This is a genomic window from Pseudomonas sp. HB05 (assembly GCF_016756915.1).
In the GTDB taxonomy this organism is placed as follows: Bacteria; Pseudomonadota; Gammaproteobacteria; order Pseudomonadales; family Pseudomonadaceae; genus Aquipseudomonas; species Aquipseudomonas alvandae.
On record NZ_JAESPG010000010.1, the window covers coordinates 79,161 to 93,287 of the forward strand.

The following is a 14,127-nucleotide window of genomic DNA, read 5'->3' on the forward strand; positions in this document are numbered from 1 at the left end:
GAAGAAGCAAGGGACAGGCGCGGCCAGAAAGCCGCGGCGGCGCTGAGCAACGATCCGGCGGCGAGCAGTTGGCGGCGCAGCGGATCGGTTGGATCGTCGTTATTGGCCATGGCCGGGCTCCAGGTGTTCGTGGGCCTTGGACGCTTCCAACCATGGCGCGAACAGGCGGGTCGCCAGCGGCATGCACACGTACACCACCGAAAGCACGATGGTCACGGTGATCAGGAACGTGGCGACCACGTAGTTGGACAGGAACGCGTTGAGTTGCAGCAGCGGTCCCCAGAGCAAGGGCACCAGCAGCGTGTGCGGCAGGATGACGAATAGCGTCACCACCGATTGTTTCCAGCGCGGTGGCGGCGTAGCGGCATCGGCCAGCGGGGCGAACCAGAATTCCTTGTGGGAGGCGACTTCAGTCTGGTCGCCGTCGGCCAGCAGCGGCGTGGCCTCATTCACCAATTCGCGGCGCTCGGACGAGTCCAGCCAGCGCTGCATGGCCTCGGTGGAACAGAAACGCAGCACGCAGGTAAACAACGACAATCCGCCCTGCTTGCCCCGGACCACATCCACGCCCAGATGCCCCGGCCACTGGCCGGCAACGCTGACGATGCGCCGCAACCAGGCTTCATAGGCGCCGTCCTGGCCGGCCTTGATCCGGTGCTTGACCACCAGCGTGACGATTTCGTCGGAACCGGGCATGGCCGGTTTCGCGGTGGATTCGAGGGTTGGGGATTCAGACATGGCGAAGCACTCCATCAAAACGCGTGTTCATCGCCAGGCGGCCGGGGCCGGCAATGAATACGCTGGTAAATATGATCAGCAGTAACCAGCCGAACTGCCCTTCTTCCAGGCTCCACTGCGGATGCACCACCAGCAGCGCCACGGCCAGCAGGAACAGGATCGGCAGGCACGCCAGGCGCACCAGCACGCCGGCCATGATCAGCAACGGACACAGCACCTCGGCGAAAATCGCCAGGATCAGCGTGGGTGCGGCGCCGAGGTGGAACGGGTCTTCGATGCGGGTCAGTTCGGCGCTGTAGTTCAGCAACTTGGGCAAGCCATGCACCCACAGTAGGAACAACGCGCCGCTCAGGCGCAGGAACAGCAGGCCCAGGTCCTGCATGCGGCGTTCATCAGTGCTATTCATCGGTGGGCTCCGGCCGGGTCCGTCGAGACGGCCGCGGCTGCAGGCAACGGTTGGGACATGTGGGTGGCGATGCGCGAACGCAGCCAGCGCTCGGCGGGGTCGTTGTCATGCACGCCGCTCCAGACCATCGACAACTCGGCGGCATTGATTTCGAACGGCGGGTCTTCGGCGCGTAGCGCACAGCCTTCCACCAGCGCACAGGCGGCGTAGTCGGGAACGGTGGCGATCAGCTCGGTGCCGGCCAGCAAGGCCCGAAGGCCGCTGAATTGCGGTACCGCCAGCACGACCTTGCGCGCCCGGCCGATGCGGGCCAGGTCCAGGTCGATGTTGCCGCTCAGGTCGCCCGAAAACGAGACCATGGCGTGGGGCCGCGAACAGTACTCGTCCAGGGTCAACGGCCCGGGACGGTTGTCGCCGCGCAAGACCTTGCAGGGAATGTCCCGCAGTTTCTTGCGCTTGGCATTGGCCGGCAGGTCGGTGGTGTAGCTGACGCCGACGCTGATCTCACCGCTGGCCAGCAGCGACGACATCAGCAGGAAATTGGCCCGGCGCACCACGACGATGATGCCCGGCGCTTCTTCGCGCAGCTGACTCAGCAGTGGCGGAAACAGGCCGAACTCGGCATCGTCCGACAGACCGACGCGGAACACGTCGCAACTGGTGGACGGGTCGAACGCCTTGGCCCGGCTGACGGCGCTGGAAATCGTGTCCATCGCCGGCTGCAATTCCTGCAGGATCGCCAGGGCCCGCGGCGTGGGTTCCATGCCTCGGCCGTGGCGGATCAGCAGCGGGTCGTCGAACAGATCCCGCAGCCGCCCGAGCGCCGCGCTCACCGCCGGCTGGCCCATGAACAGCTTTTCGGCGACGCGGGTCAGGTTCTTCTCGAACATCAATGCCTCGAAGATCACCAGGAGGTTCATGTCGAGACGGCGTAAATCGTTGCGGTTCATGGGTGTCGTTCCTGTTCAATACCGAACCTGTGGGAGCGAGCTTGCTCGCTCCCACAGGTTTGCGCCCTGATCAGCCTCGGATGAACGCCAACAGGTCAGCGTTCAGTTGGTCCTTGTGGGTGTCGGTCAGGCCGTGGGGCGCGCCTGGGTAAACCAGCAGCTGCGAATTCTTGAGCAACTTGGCGGCCGCGATGCCGGCGGTTTCGATCGGCACCACCTGGTCGTCATCGCCATGGACCACCAGGGTCGGCACGTCAATGTTGCGCAGGTCTTCGGAAAGGTCGGTCTCCGAGAACGCCTTGATGCAGTCGTAAGTGTTCTTGTGGCCGGCGAGCATGCCTTGCATCCAGAACCAGTCGATCATGCCTTGGGAAACTTTGGCGCCCGGACGGTTGGCACCGAAAAACGCGCTGGCCACGTCCTTGTATAGCTGAGAACGGTCGGCCAGGGAGGCTTGGCGGAAGCCGTCGAAGACTTCGATGGGCAGGCCGCCAGGGTTGGCCGGGGTCCTGAGCATCAATGGCGTGACGGCCGAGATCAGGCCGAGCTTGGCGACGCGGGCGGCGCCATGACGACCGATGTAGCGCGCCACTTCGCCACCGCCGGTGGAGAAACCGAGCAACACCGCGTCCTTGAGGTCCAGGCGCTCGATCAGTTCGGCCAGGTCATCGGCGTAAGTGTTCATGTCATTGCCATCCCACGGCTGGCTGGAACGCCCGTGGCCACGGCGGTCGTGGGCAATCACCCGGTAGCCGTTGGATGCGAGGAACATCATCTGCGCCTCCCAACTGTCGGAGTTCAACGGCCAGCCGTGGCTGAAGACCACCGGTTGGCCAGTGCCCCAGTCCTTGTAGTAGATCTCTGTGCCGTCGCGGGTGATGAACGTGCTCATGACATGACTCCTTGAGGTGGGTGGATCGCTCAATGGTCCGGCCAGGGGAGATATTTGCGTGAGTTAAACGTTGTTAATTTTTTCGGGACTGACGTGCTTTTGTGGCGAGGGAGCTTGCTCCCGCTGGGCTGCGCAGCGGCCCCGGGATTGTCGCCTCGGTGTGCCGGATTGATTGGGAAACGAGGGTTTTTGGGGCCGCTTCGCGGCCCAGCGGGAGCAAGCTCCCTCGCCACGGGTTTGGCGTTGCGCAGGGACATGGCAACACCACCCGCCGTTGCGCTTGACATAAAACCTGAGGAATATAGTCGGGTACAGCCCATCTCCAGGGGACAGAACCATGAGCACGCCATGAGCCAATACCTCAGCCTGCCCGTCGAAAAGACGGTGCATTTCGGCCCCTATCGGGTCCATCCGCGCCAGCGCCTGGTGTTGGAGGGCGGGCAGCCGTTGCGCCTCGGAAGGCGGGCGGTGGAGATTCTGCTGGTACTGCTCGAACACGCCGGCCAGGTGGTGAGCAAGCAAGAATTGATCGCCCGTGTCTGGCCCAAAAGCGTGGTGGAAGACACCAACCTGCGGGTTCACGTGGCAGCCCTGCGCAAGGCCTTGGGCGACGGACAGGCTGGCCAGCGCTACATCGTCACCGTGGCGCAGCGTGGCTACAGCTTTGTCGCGCCGCTCAGCTGCGAACCGCCCGAGCAACTGGCCCGTATCCCCCACCCTTCCCTGGCAGGCAACCTGCCGCCGCGCCGCACCCGCGTGATCGGACGCCAGGGCCTGGTGGAAAGCCTGGTCGCCCAGTTGCCGCGAAAACGCTTCATCACCCTGGTCGGCAGTGGCGGCATCGGCAAGACCACCGTTGCCTTGCGCGTCGCCGAGCGGCTGATCGGACAATATCGCGATGGCACTTACCTGCTGGACTTGGGCTCGCTCAACGACCCGGCCATGATCGCGCCGAACCTCTGCGCCCTGCTGGAGCTGTCGCCGCAAGACGGCGCACCGCTTGAAACGATCCTCAGACCGCTCAAGGATCGCCATTTCCTGCTGGTGATCGACACCTGCGAGCATTTGATCGACGCCGTCGCCCTGCTCTGCGAGACCTTGCTGCGCGGCGCTCCTCACCTGCACATCCTGGCCACCAGCCGCGAGGGCTTGCGCGCCGAGGGCGAGCATGTGCAGCGCCTCGAGTCCCTGGCGCTGCCGCCCCGGGGAATGGCCATCGAAGGCTATCCGGCCCTGGAATACCCGGCACTGCAACTGTTTGCCGAGCGGGCGATGGCCAGCCAGGACGACTTCGAGCTGACCGACCATCAGGTCCCGCTGGTCATCGACATCTGCCAGCGGCTGGATGGCATTCCCCTGGCCATCGAGCTGGCGGCCGCACAGGTGGGACGCTTCGGGCTCGAAGAGCTGCGCCGCCAATTGCAGGACAGCGTCGCCCTGCTCGTCCACGACAATCACGCCAGCGCGCCGCGCCAGCAAACACTGCGGGCCACCCTGGATTGGAGCTTCGCGCTGCTCACCGCCTGCGAGCAGACTTGCCTGCGACGGCTGGCGGTGTTCATGGGTAGCTTCAACCTGGCGTCGGCGGCAGCGGTCATCGTCGGCCAGCATGTGGCGCCCGAACAGGTGCTGGTGTCGATCAGTCAACTGGTCGCCAAATCGCTGCTCAACGTCGAGATCGGTGACGAAGAGGTCCGCTATTGCCTGCTGGATACCACCCGCAGCTACGCCTTGGAGAAATTGATCGCGGCAGGCGAACTCGCCGCCAGCCAGGCGCGCCACGCCGAGCGCTGCCTGACCCTCATGGAGCAGGCTGAAAAAGATTGGGAACAGACCCCAACGCGGCTGTGGATCGCGCGCTACGCGACCTACCGCGACGACATCCGCGCGGCGCTGGACCGAGGGCTGGGCCCGCACGGTTCCCACAGTGTGGCGATCCGCCTGACGGCGCGCACCCTGCCCCTCTGGCAGGAACTGTCACTTCTCAAGGAGCACGGTCTTTACGTCAACAAGGCCCGGGAACTGCTGCACGGCAGCGCCTCGCCATGCCCGAGGCTGACCCTCGCCCTGGAACTGGCCCACGCCAGTCTCAACTACCACACCGAGGGCGGCACGCCCGCCACCGTCGCGGCGTTTGTCACGGCTCGGCGCCTCGCCCGACAGTATCAAGACCTGGCCGGTGAACTGCGGGCCCTGTCCGGCCACATGACGGTCAACCTCAGTTGCGGGCGCTATCAACAGGCGTTGGAACAATGCCAGGAGTTCGACCGGCTGGGCCTGCCGGGCGATCCGGTCATGTCCTTGAGTGCCCAGCGCCTGCGAGTACTGGCGTTGCATTTCATCGGCGACCAGGGTGCGGCGCGGCACGATGCCGAGCAGGTCATCCAGCGCCTGGCCCAGAACGGTCACTTGAGTCGCTTCACTCACGGTTTCGGCGTGCAATACGAACAGAGCGTGGCGGCGCTGACGATCCTGGCGCGGATCCTCTGGCTCCAGGGCTTCCCCGAGAAAGCCCGGCGCACCGCCAACCTCGCCTTGCAGATTGCCCTGCAAATCAACCATGGCCTGTCGATCTGCTACACCCTGGCGGTGAGCGGTTGCGTGATCGCCCAGTACACCGGGGATTACTCCACCGCCCGGGAACGGCTCGATATGCTGAAACACCAGGCCCGGAAACACTCAGTGATGCTGTTCCATGGCTGGGCCTGCCACTTCGAGCGCGCGTTCGACGGCGGGCCCCTCGAGACGTGCCCGTCCCCTACCAGTCTTATCCAGGACATGGTCGTGACTGTCCGACCGGATACCGTCAGCCCGCCCCAGATCGAACGTGCCCACAGTGGCGCGGCGGGCTGGTGCTCGGCGGAGATCCTGCGTGCCGCCGCCGAAGCCTTGCTGGCACAGGGCGGTGCGGGTGCCGAAGCGAATGCCGAAGCGCATTTGCTGGCCGCGCTGGCCGTGGCCCGACGCCAAGGCGCGCGCGCCTGGGAGCTGCGCGGTGCCATGTCCCTGGCCCGGCTATGGCAACGGCAAGGTCAGGACGAGGCCGCGCACGACCTGCTCGGGCCGGTGTATCGAGGTTTTACGGAAGGGTTCGACACCCCCGATCTAACGGAAGCCGGCGTGCTGCTCCAGGCGCTGGCTCGCCGGCTCGGGTCGTGAATGGCGCAGCTGCCACGCGTTCTGGAGCACGTAGCGGCGCCGCAGCAAATGCCACTGGCCATTACGCCGCAATTTTTCCAGGGCATAGGCACGGGTGGTGTTCAGCAGATAGAACCGAGTCCCTTCGGCCCGTTGTTCGACCATCACCAGCGATTGCCTGACCAGCCGTGACAGCAGCCAGGGCAACCGCTCCATACCCAGGTCAGTGCAACTGATGACGGCCATCGCGGCTTTCAGGGAAAACGCCTGTTCAAACACCGCCAGTCTCTGGAACACCGTTTGTTCATCGCGACTCAAGCGCTCGAAGCTCCAGTCCAGCGCTGCCTCCAGGCTGCCGTGACGCGCCACGGCCGTGCGACGCCCGTGGCTGAGCACCGACAGACCGCCGTCCAATTGTTCCAGAACGCCAGCAACCCCCAGGACATCGACTTGGGCCGCCGCCAATTCCAACGCCAGCGGAGCGCCATCCAGGCGCCGGCAAATCTGCGCGAGGAGCACCAGGTCACGCTCCCCCGGCGTGAAGCCTTGCTGTCGGGCGCCGACGCGATCCATCAGCAACTGCACCGCCGGGCACGCCAGCACCTGGTGATCCGGGTCGCGGGGCGACGCCACCGTCAGGCCGGGCAGTTGCAGGACATTTTCTTGCGCCAGATCGAGGATTTCACGGCTGCTGAACAACAGCGACACACCGGGGGCCGACGCACCCAGCATCAGGGCCAATTCCCGACAGGCCCCGAGCAAGTGTTCAACACCGTCGAGCACCAGCAACACCCGGCAGGATTGCAGTCGCTGCTCCAACGGTCCGTCTTCCAAACCGAGGGCATGGCAGATCCGCGGCGCAATCAGGCTCGGGTCGTTGATGTCGGACAAGTCAATGAACCAGGCGCCTTGGTCGAAATGCTCCAGCAGCAGCTCTGCTGCCCGCAGGACCACAGTGGTCTTGCCGACGCCGCCCGAGCCGGTGACGGTGGTCAGGGGCTGGCGCGGGACTTCGACAAGCAACCGCCCCAGCACTTTGTCGCGTCCGATCACCGGGCTCAGGCGCGCGGGTAGATTGTGCCGCTCGCCCTGTTCGGCATCGGGCCCGTCGGCACTCGGCTCGACAACCAGCGGCGCGGCAAAGCAGTAGCCCTGGTGGGGGTGATTGAGGATGTAGCGTTTGCCATCCCGTCCGTCGCCGAACGTTCGCCGCAGCGCCGCGATATGCACCCGCAGGTTGATCTCCTCCACCACGCTGTCAGGCCAGACGTGAGCGATGAGCGTTTGTTTGCTGACGAAGCTGCCGGCGTGCGCCACCAGCAGTTGCAGAATATCCAGGGCGCGACCGCCCAACGCCAGGGGTTGGCCGTCGCGGGTGACCAGTCGCTGCTGTCGGTGAAAGACAAACGGACCGAAGCCCACCGTCTGTTCGGTGCCAGGTTTGACGAAGCTGTTCATTGAGCGATCCTGCGCCAGATAACCGGTCCGGGCGTGGCGTTGCGAATCATCGCAAGCGTCTGCCCTGGCTCTTTGCGCATCCTTTCCAGAGGGTTCGCCCTTATCTTGGCAGCCACCCGCCAGAGAACAATGCTGGCACAGGACGCATCACGGACATCACGGTGCCCTGGACGGACACCGACGGCTCAACTGAACTGTTGACGGTACTGGACTGGGGTCAGGCCGAGCTTTTCGCTGAACAGCAAGCGCATGTGGCGGACGCTGCCGAACCCGCTGCGAAAGGCCACGGTCTTGAGGGGCAAGTCGGTGGACTCCAGCAACTGTCGCGCCCGGTCGATGCGCGCGCCCTGGAGGAATTCCATGGGGGTCATCTTCACTTCCCGGACGAAGAGCCGGGCGAAGTGCCTGGAACTCATGGCCGCCAACGCCGCCATGCGCTCGATGGTGAACGGCTCTTCCAGATGCTCCATCACGTAATGCTGCACGCGGGTGACCGCCGACTCCTGGGTCGCCACCGCCGCCACCAGCGGACTGAACTGCGCCTGCCCGCCTTGGCGTTTCATCACCACCAGAAGCACCTTGGCGATATCCAGCGCGACCTTCCGTCCATGATCCTGGGCGACGATAGACAACGCCATGTCGATACCGGCCGTGACACCGCCGGAGGTGATCAAGCGCCGATCCTGCAAATAGATTTTGTCGGTCTCGACCAGCGCCTTGGGGAAACGCTGGATCAAGCGTTCGGTGTAATGCCAATGGGTGGTGACGCGGTGTTCGTCGAGCAACCCCGCCTCGCCCAGCACGAAGGCACCGGTGCAGATAGAGCCGTAGCGCGTGGCCCGTTGCGCCGACGCCCGCAGCCAGGCATGCAAGCCAGGATGCCTATCGTTATAGGCACCAGGACCGCCCGGCACGAGCAAGACGTCATAGGCGGCCCACGCCTGGTCGATGTGGAAATCGGCCTGGACCGTCACCCCGTTGGACGCCCGCAATGGGCCCCGCTCGGTGCCCAGGGTCAGCAGCTGATAGTGCTGATCGGGCGCAAGAAAACGATTGGCGATGGAAAACACTTCGAGCGGCCCGGCCATGTCGAGCAGCAGGAAATCAGGGAACAGCACCATTGCAACGGTTTTCATGGGAGAGACGCCAAGATCGAGAAGAACATGCCGGACCTTGTGGGAGTGAGCTTGCTCGCGATAGCGTCCCTCCAGTGGCATCCATGCACCTGACACGTCGCTATCGCGAGCAAGCTCGCTCCCACAAGGATCATCGGCTGGCATTATGACGAAGCCAAGCGCCCGCTGCGAGATTGTCCACTCAGAACGGACAGTATTTCGCCATTGAGCCGCTTATTGAACAGGCCGATTACCATTAATCTTCTTCTGAACCCGGCGAACGGCCACGGCCACCGCCCACTGAACCAGGAGAATTCTCATGCTGACCCTTCGCAAAGCTTCTGATCGCGGTATTGCCCGTCACGGCTGGCTGACCTCTTTCCACACCTTTTCCTTTGCCAGCTACCGCGACCTCAACCAACAAGGTTTTTCCGACCTGCTGGTCATCAACGATGACCGGGTTGCCGCCGCCAAAGGTTTTGGCCAGCACCCGCACCGGGACATGGAGATCTTTTCCTATGTGCTCGAAGGCGCGCTGGAACACAAGGACACCTTGGGCACCGGATCGGTCATTCGCCCGGGCGACGTGCAGTTGATGAGCGCCGGCAGTGGCGTGGCCCACAGTGAGTTCAACCACAGTGCCGACGAGCCGGTGCACTTCCTGCAAATCTGGATCGTGCCCAACGTGGTCGGCGCCACGCCGCGCTACCAGCAGGAGCACTTCAGCCCCGAACAGAAACGCGGTCGCCTGCAACTGATCATTTCTCCGGACGGCGCCGAGGGATCGCTTCACGTTCGCCAGGACGCACGGGTGTATGCCGGACTGTTCGACGGCCAGGAAAGCGCCACGCTGACGTTGGCCGCCGATCGCTACGCCTATGTCCACGTGGCCCGGGGCAGTGTCGAACTCAATGGCGTGCGGTTGCAGGAAGGCGATGGCGTGCGGGTGCGCCAGGAACAGGCGCTGACATTGGGCAATGGCCAGGATGCCGAGGTACTGGTGTTTGACCTGCGGCCACAGGAACTGCCGCAAATGCCATGAGACCGGTGCCTTGTGCAACCCTGTGGGAGCGGGCTTGCTCGCGAAAGCGGAGGGTCAGTCAACATTGAGGTTGACTGGACTGACGTCTTCGCGAGCAAGCCCGCTCCCACATTTCTCTTATCCGCTGTTATTCGTTTTCCTGGGCAAACGCCCCGACGATCTCATCGATCACCGCCCGCACCCGCGCCGTGTGGCGTAGGTCCGCGTGCGTCACCAACCAGACCTCGTACGGCAGCGGTCGCGTGCGTTCCGGCCACAGGCGCACCAAGCCATCGCGCTCGCCCATGTACACCGGGATTTCCCCGACACCGATACCCGCCGCAATCGACCGGCGCACCAGCAGGCTTGAACTCAGGCTGGCAACGATCCGCCCACGGCTGACCGGCTCGGCGACCAGGGTGAAATCCTTCTGGCCCTGCAAGTACGGCTGATAGACCACCAAGTCATGGCCCTCAAATGCGCTGCCAGGCGTCGGCTCTCCATGGGCATCGACATAATCCCGCGAAGCAAAAAGTCCCACCGGCCAGCGGGCGATCCGCCGGGCGATCAGGTCGGGATTGTCTGGTCGGGTGTTGCGCACGGCGATGTCCGCTTCGCGCTTGACCAGGCTGAGGATCTGCGTGGAGGCGTCCAGTTGCACGCGCACATCGGGGTGCCGTTGATGCAGGCGGGCAATGGCCGGGATCAGGAAATCGATCGCCAGCGAATCGGTCGTGGCCACGCGCACGTTGCCGATCAAGCGATCGTCCAGGCCCTGGATCCGTCGCTCCAGCTCCAGCGCCGATTGCTCCATTTTTTCCACGGACTTGAGCGCGGCTTCGCCCATTGCCGTCAAGGCATAACCGTCGGAGGTACGCAGAAACAGCGCCGCGCTCAGGGATTTCTCCAGCGCCACGATACGCCGTCCGACAGTGGCCTGGTCCACCCCCAATACCCGTGCGGCGCCACGCAAGGTCGACTCTCGACAGACCGCCAGGAACACCCGTGCGTCATCCCAATTCATCCGTCCTCCGGTGATGCATAACTGCATCGCTGTGCCGCGTAATCGCTGCATAAACGCAACAACGATAGCCGATATGCTGGGCGCCATAAACCTCTCACGGGATCGCCATCATGCGTACATCATCCGCAGCGCTCGATTCACCTCCAAGCGGCATCTGGCTGCCAATATTCGCCGGTCTTTGCGCCAGCCTCGTCGGTATCGGCTTGGCGCGATTCGCCTATACCCCCTTGATTCCTTCGCTGATCGAGGCGCATTGGTTCAGCGCAGGCGACGTGGTCTACCTCGGCGCGGCCAACCTCGTGGGCTACCTGATCGGCGCCCTGCTCGGTCGGCCCATGGCTCGGCGGCTGACCCATAAAAATGCCCTGCGGTTGATGATGCTGGCAGTGACCGCTGCGTTTTTCGCCTGCGCCTTTCCACTGTCGGTGACGTGGTATTTCGCCTGGCGGCTGCTGTCGGGGATCGCCGGTGGCGCGATCATGGTGCTGGTGGCGGCGACCGTGCTGCCCCATGTGCCCGCCGCGCGCAGAGGGTTGGCCAGCGGCGCGATTTTCCTCGGGATCGGGCTGGGTATCGCGGGCTCCGGAACGATCGTGCCGCCCTTGTTGAGCCTGGGCCTTGAGGCCACCTGGCTGGGGCTCGGCGTGCTGTCGCTGGTGCTGACCGGGCTGAGCTGGTTCGGTTGGCCGCAGGATTTGCCCCACGTGGCCGCCGCGAAACACAGCACCCCGGAGGACACCACGCCCCGAGCCGTCTATCTGTTATTCGCCCAATACGCTTTCATGGCGGCCGGGTTGGTGCCAGCGATGGTGTTCCTGGTGGATTACGTGACCCGAGGCCTAAAGGCCGGTGCTCATGTCGGTGCCCTGGTGTGGGTGATGTACGGCGTCGGCGCGATTATCGGGCCCGTGAGCTATGGCTTTCTCGCGGATCATCTGGGCGCGCGCCGAAGCATTCGCCTGGTGCTCGCCGTGCAGGCCGTTGCCCTGGGTTTGCTCGCAGTTTCGCAGACGTTCCTGGCGCTGGCGTTGCTGGCGGTGCTGATCGGTTCGTTTCCGCCGGGTATCGTGCCGCTGGCCCTGGCGCGGGTGCATGAACTGGTGCCAAACCATCACCGCCAACAGGTGGCCTGGAGCCGTGCAACGGTGTCATTCGCCACGTTCCAGGCGGTGGCCGGTTTCGCCTATTCCGCGCTGTTCAACGCCAGTGGAGGGCACCATGCGTTGCTCTTCCTGATTTCCGCTGGCGCGATTGTCATTGCCTTTTTGTTCGACTACATTCCTCGCATTGCGGTGTCTGACACAAAAGCTTAAAGTTCCGCAAATTCGTCGGAGTCCGACCAGCGGTCAGCATTGCCATCATATTGCAATGTTGACTCGCTCCGACAAGCCAAGCAAAATGATTTCACTTGGCCACCACCCTCTGTCGTAGGTCCTTTCACGGAAGAAAAGAATGAAAAGGGTTATTTCTCTGGTCGCTGTCCTCGCGGCTTGCCCAGCGACAGCAGACGTACAGCAGATCCAGTACAACTACGATGATTCGAATGCCGAGTACGCCATCGTCTCGTTCGTCGAAACGGGTTCGGCTGTGCAGGCAACCGTTAGAAGAACCGGTGCCTATTTCACCAATTACACCAGGCTCGAACTTGATTGCGCCAACCGCAATGTCCGTCACATGGGCATGTACAACAGCGTCGAAGGTGTTGAAAAAGCCGAGTTCGACCAGATGCAAGGCCGGATCATAGACGGTTCGATCGCCGACGAAGTGGGAAAGGTGCTGTGCAAGGGCACGACCTTGACCGCCTCGCAGACAGAAGAAATGCCGACCGAAGATTTATTGGACGACAAGAGCTGAATCTAATCGCTTGCCTTCAGCGCTACCATTCGTAGCCGCGAAGGCAATTGCAGAACGAGTTCCTGAAGCTCTCGGACATTGGATGTCCCGCAGTTGATAAGCAAGGCCTTGCGGCTCGCCACTCGCTGCTCGAAGACTTCTTTTATTTCTGCCCAGACAGAAAAAAAGCCAACCTGACCGATCGCTTGAACACCCGCCTTGATCGGCGGGCGGGGAATCCTGATGCACGCTAGAAAGATATTCGAACTGCTGATGTCGTCGCTGGGCTACGTCTTGATCTCACTGCTTTGGTTCGTCTACGCCGTCCCGGGGATGATCGAACTGGATTCCGACTTTTCCCTCATAGCCGCCGCTTTTGGCTCCATCGTCTGGCTGTGTGCCACGGGCTGTATCGTCCTGTACGTCGTCCAGCGGATGCGCACGGCCTGATTAGGGCTCATTGCGATACGTGTTTTCGCCCGAAGGCCGAACGGTAGCTGCCGGGCGGAACACCAAAAAAATCCCGGAAACGTCGCTGGAAATGCGGGGAGCTGACAAAGCCCGTGGCCACGGCGATTTCCGTGACTGATCGATTGGTCTGCTGGATGAGCTGGCGTGCACGGGTCAGGCGCAGTTCCAGGTAATACCGCGTCGGGGTCGCACCGAGAAACCGACAGAACCGCCGCTCCAGTTGACGCTTGGACACCTTGACGCACGCCGCCAGCTCATCGATCGTCAACGGCTCCTCGACGTTCTGCCACATCAGTTCCAGTGCCAGCTTGAGACTTTGCGGCAGCGTCGGATCGGTCTCGACGAAGATCGGCGGCAGGTCGCTGGCGTCGTCGCCCGACTCGTCGCAGCGCAGGATCTCCTCGATCGCCCCCACCAGCGCTTCCCCACCCGTGCGGCGAATCAACTGCAGCATCATGCGCAACGAACTGTTGGCGCCCGCGCAACTGACGCGCTCGCGATCCACCACATAAGCGCGGCTGGAGACCTTCACAAGGGGGAACATCTCGGCCATGGTCGCGCGACTTTCCGGATGGACCGCGCATTCGAAGCCGTCGAGCAGGTTTGCGTCAGCGACAAAGAACACGCCGTTCCACAACCCGCCCAACAAGGCGCCAGAGGTTGCGTTGGCGCGCAGTTTGCGCCGCAGCAACGGCGAGCCTTGCAGCTTGACGCGAAAGCCGCCGGCGACAATCAGCACGTCCAGGTTGTCCGGCAGTTGCGCCAGCTCGACATCGGCCGAAATGACGATGCCCAGGTCACTCGTCACCTGCCCGCCCGACGCGCCGACCGTCAGCACTTCATAAAGCGGCATGTCGCTCATCAGGTTCGCGGTGACCAGCGCGTCCACCGCGCCGGTAAAGGACATCATCGAAAAATTGTCCATCAATACAAACGCGACACGGACCGGCGCCTGGCCGGGCGACGCAGCGCCCTGGGGCCGATAGGCCATGTTCTTGTTCTTGAGTACGCTTTCGAATGCGCTTGGCATGGGGCCTCGGGAGACAGGAAGGCGATCTGGACCGGAGCCGGGCACACGGCC

At 63.4% G+C, this 14,127-nt stretch carries 13 protein-coding genes; 5 read left to right on the plus strand and 8 right to left on the minus strand.

The window, feature by feature from the left end; translation table 11 throughout:
• Window positions 1–99: 99 nt before the first annotated feature.
• The 4 genes from JMN22_RS11845 to JMN22_RS11860 all read right to left on the minus strand — a co-directional run bounded on the left by JMN22_RS11845 (window position 100) and on the right by JMN22_RS11860 (window position 2,986).
• Window positions 100–738, minus strand: a complete 639-nt coding sequence (locus JMN22_RS11845; protein WP_198796042.1) for an antibiotic biosynthesis monooxygenase — start codon at window positions 736–738, stop codon at window positions 100–102.
• Entirely contained in the window at window positions 731–1,144 is a 414-nt protein-coding gene (locus JMN22_RS11850; protein ID WP_030141305.1) for a DoxX family protein, read from the minus strand. Before JMN22_RS11850 ends, JMN22_RS11845 begins: the two co-directional genes overlap by 8 nt.
• Window positions 1,141–2,094, minus strand: coding sequence for a LysR family transcriptional regulator (locus tag JMN22_RS11855; RefSeq protein WP_030141304.1), 954 nt, complete (start codon window positions 2,092–2,094; stop codon window positions 1,141–1,143). The genes JMN22_RS11850 and JMN22_RS11855 overlap by 4 nt, the downstream gene beginning before the upstream one ends.
• Before the next feature lie 70 nt (window positions 2,095–2,164).
• Window positions 2,165–2,986 carry an alpha/beta fold hydrolase gene (locus tag JMN22_RS11860; RefSeq protein WP_030141303.1) on the minus strand — a complete coding sequence of 274 codons (822 nt, stop codon included), beginning with the start codon at window positions 2,984–2,986 and terminating at the stop codon, window positions 2,165–2,167.
• A gap of 348 nt (window positions 2,987–3,334) precedes the next feature.
• On the opposite strand from JMN22_RS11860, the gene JMN22_RS11865 reads away from it, so the two are divergent.
• Window positions 3,335–6,145 carry an ATP-binding protein gene (locus tag JMN22_RS11865; RefSeq protein ID WP_198796041.1) on the plus strand — a complete coding sequence of 937 codons (2,811 nt, stop codon included), beginning with the start codon at window positions 3,335–3,337 and terminating at the stop codon, window positions 6,143–6,145.
• Here JMN22_RS11865 and JMN22_RS11870 read toward each other — a convergent pair.
• Together JMN22_RS11870 and JMN22_RS11875 are read right to left on the minus strand one after the other, a co-directional pair.
• The gene (locus JMN22_RS11870) at window positions 6,092–7,582 is read right to left on the minus strand and encodes an ATP-binding protein (protein WP_198796040.1); all 1,491 of its coding nucleotides are present in this window, start codon (window positions 7,580–7,582) and stop codon (window positions 6,092–6,094) included. The genes JMN22_RS11865 and JMN22_RS11870 overlap by 54 nt on opposite strands.
• 185 nt (window positions 7,583–7,767) lie before the next feature.
• A complete protein-coding gene (locus JMN22_RS11875) occupies window positions 7,768–8,718 on the minus strand; it encodes a GlxA family transcriptional regulator (RefSeq protein ID WP_030141831.1) in 951 nt (316 codons plus the stop codon).
• A gap of 298 nt (window positions 8,719–9,016) precedes the next feature.
• Here JMN22_RS11875 and JMN22_RS11880 point away from each other — a divergent pair, with 298 nt between their 5' ends.
• Window positions 9,017–9,739: a pirin family protein gene (locus tag JMN22_RS11880; protein ID WP_030141832.1), complete on the plus strand. Its 723-nt coding sequence runs from the start codon at window positions 9,017–9,019 to the stop codon at window positions 9,737–9,739.
• A gap of 127 nt (window positions 9,740–9,866) precedes the next feature.
• On the opposite strand, the gene JMN22_RS11885 is transcribed toward JMN22_RS11880, so the two are convergent.
• On the minus strand, window positions 9,867–10,742 hold the full coding sequence (locus JMN22_RS11885; RefSeq protein WP_198796039.1) for a LysR family transcriptional regulator: 876 nt from the start codon (window positions 10,740–10,742) through the stop codon (window positions 9,867–9,869).
• A gap of 110 nt (window positions 10,743–10,852) precedes the next feature.
• Between JMN22_RS11885 and JMN22_RS11890 the strand changes: the two genes are divergently transcribed.
• The 3 genes from JMN22_RS11890 (at window position 10,853) to JMN22_RS11900 (ending at window position 13,025) form a co-directional block, all read left to right on the plus strand.
• Window positions 10,853–12,055 (plus strand): YbfB/YjiJ family MFS transporter, encoded by a 1,203-nt coding sequence (locus JMN22_RS11890; RefSeq protein ID WP_198796038.1) that lies wholly within the window; start codon window positions 10,853–10,855, stop codon window positions 12,053–12,055.
• Window positions 12,056–12,194: 139 nt separating this feature from the next.
• Entirely contained in the window at window positions 12,195–12,596 is a 402-nt protein-coding gene (locus JMN22_RS11895; RefSeq protein WP_030141835.1) for a hypothetical protein, read from the plus strand.
• Between the two features lie 222 nt (window positions 12,597–12,818).
• Window positions 12,819–13,025, plus strand: coding sequence for a hypothetical protein (locus tag JMN22_RS11900; RefSeq protein ID WP_030141836.1), 207 nt, complete (start codon window positions 12,819–12,821; stop codon window positions 13,023–13,025).
• A 7-nt stretch (window positions 13,026–13,032) separates the two neighbouring features.
• Here the strand turns inward: JMN22_RS11900 and JMN22_RS11905 are convergent, their stop codons facing one another.
• Complete coding sequence (locus tag JMN22_RS11905) at window positions 13,033–14,076, minus strand: GlxA family transcriptional regulator (RefSeq protein ID WP_030141837.1); 1,044 nt, start codon at window positions 14,074–14,076, stop codon at window positions 13,033–13,035.
• Window positions 14,077–14,127 lie beyond the last annotated feature (51 nt).

Excerpts from the sequence above, each read along its gene's own strand:
- JMN22_RS11870 (WP_198796040.1), bottom strand. The coding sequence starts at position 7,582 with ATGAACAGCTTCGTCAAACCTGGCACCGAACAGACGGTGGGCTTCGGT.
- JMN22_RS11860 (WP_030141303.1), bottom strand. The coding sequence starts at position 2,986 with ATGAGCACGTTCATCACCCGCGACGGCACAGAGATCTACTACAAGGAC.
- JMN22_RS11885 (WP_198796039.1), bottom strand. The coding sequence starts at position 10,742 with ATGAATTGGGATGACGCACGGGTGTTCCTGGCGGTCTGTCGAGAGTCG.
- JMN22_RS11875 (WP_030141831.1), bottom strand. The coding sequence starts at position 8,718 with ATGAAAACCGTTGCAATGGTGCTGTTCCCTGATTTCCTGCTGCTCGAC.
- JMN22_RS11905 (WP_030141837.1), bottom strand. The coding sequence starts at position 14,076 with ATGCCAAGCGCATTCGAAAGCGTACTCAAGAACAAGAACATGGCCTAT.
- JMN22_RS11855 (WP_030141304.1), bottom strand. The coding sequence starts at position 2,094 with ATGAACCGCAACGATTTACGCCGTCTCGACATGAACCTCCTGGTGATC.
- JMN22_RS11865 (WP_198796041.1), top strand. The coding sequence starts at position 3,335 with ATGAGCCAATACCTCAGCCTGCCCGTCGAAAAGACGGTGCATTTCGGC.
- JMN22_RS11895 (WP_030141835.1), top strand. The coding sequence starts at position 12,195 with ATGAAAAGGGTTATTTCTCTGGTCGCTGTCCTCGCGGCTTGCCCAGCG.
- JMN22_RS11890 (WP_198796038.1), top strand. The coding sequence starts at position 10,853 with ATGCGTACATCATCCGCAGCGCTCGATTCACCTCCAAGCGGCATCTGG.
- JMN22_RS11850 (WP_030141305.1), bottom strand. The coding sequence starts at position 1,144 with ATGAATAGCACTGATGAACGCCGCATGCAGGACCTGGGCCTGCTGTTC.
- JMN22_RS11900 (WP_030141836.1), top strand. The coding sequence starts at position 12,819 with ATGCACGCTAGAAAGATATTCGAACTGCTGATGTCGTCGCTGGGCTAC.
- JMN22_RS11880 (WP_030141832.1), top strand. The coding sequence starts at position 9,017 with ATGCTGACCCTTCGCAAAGCTTCTGATCGCGGTATTGCCCGTCACGGC.
- JMN22_RS11845 (WP_198796042.1), bottom strand. The coding sequence starts at position 738 with ATGTCTGAATCCCCAACCCTCGAATCCACCGCGAAACCGGCCATGCCC.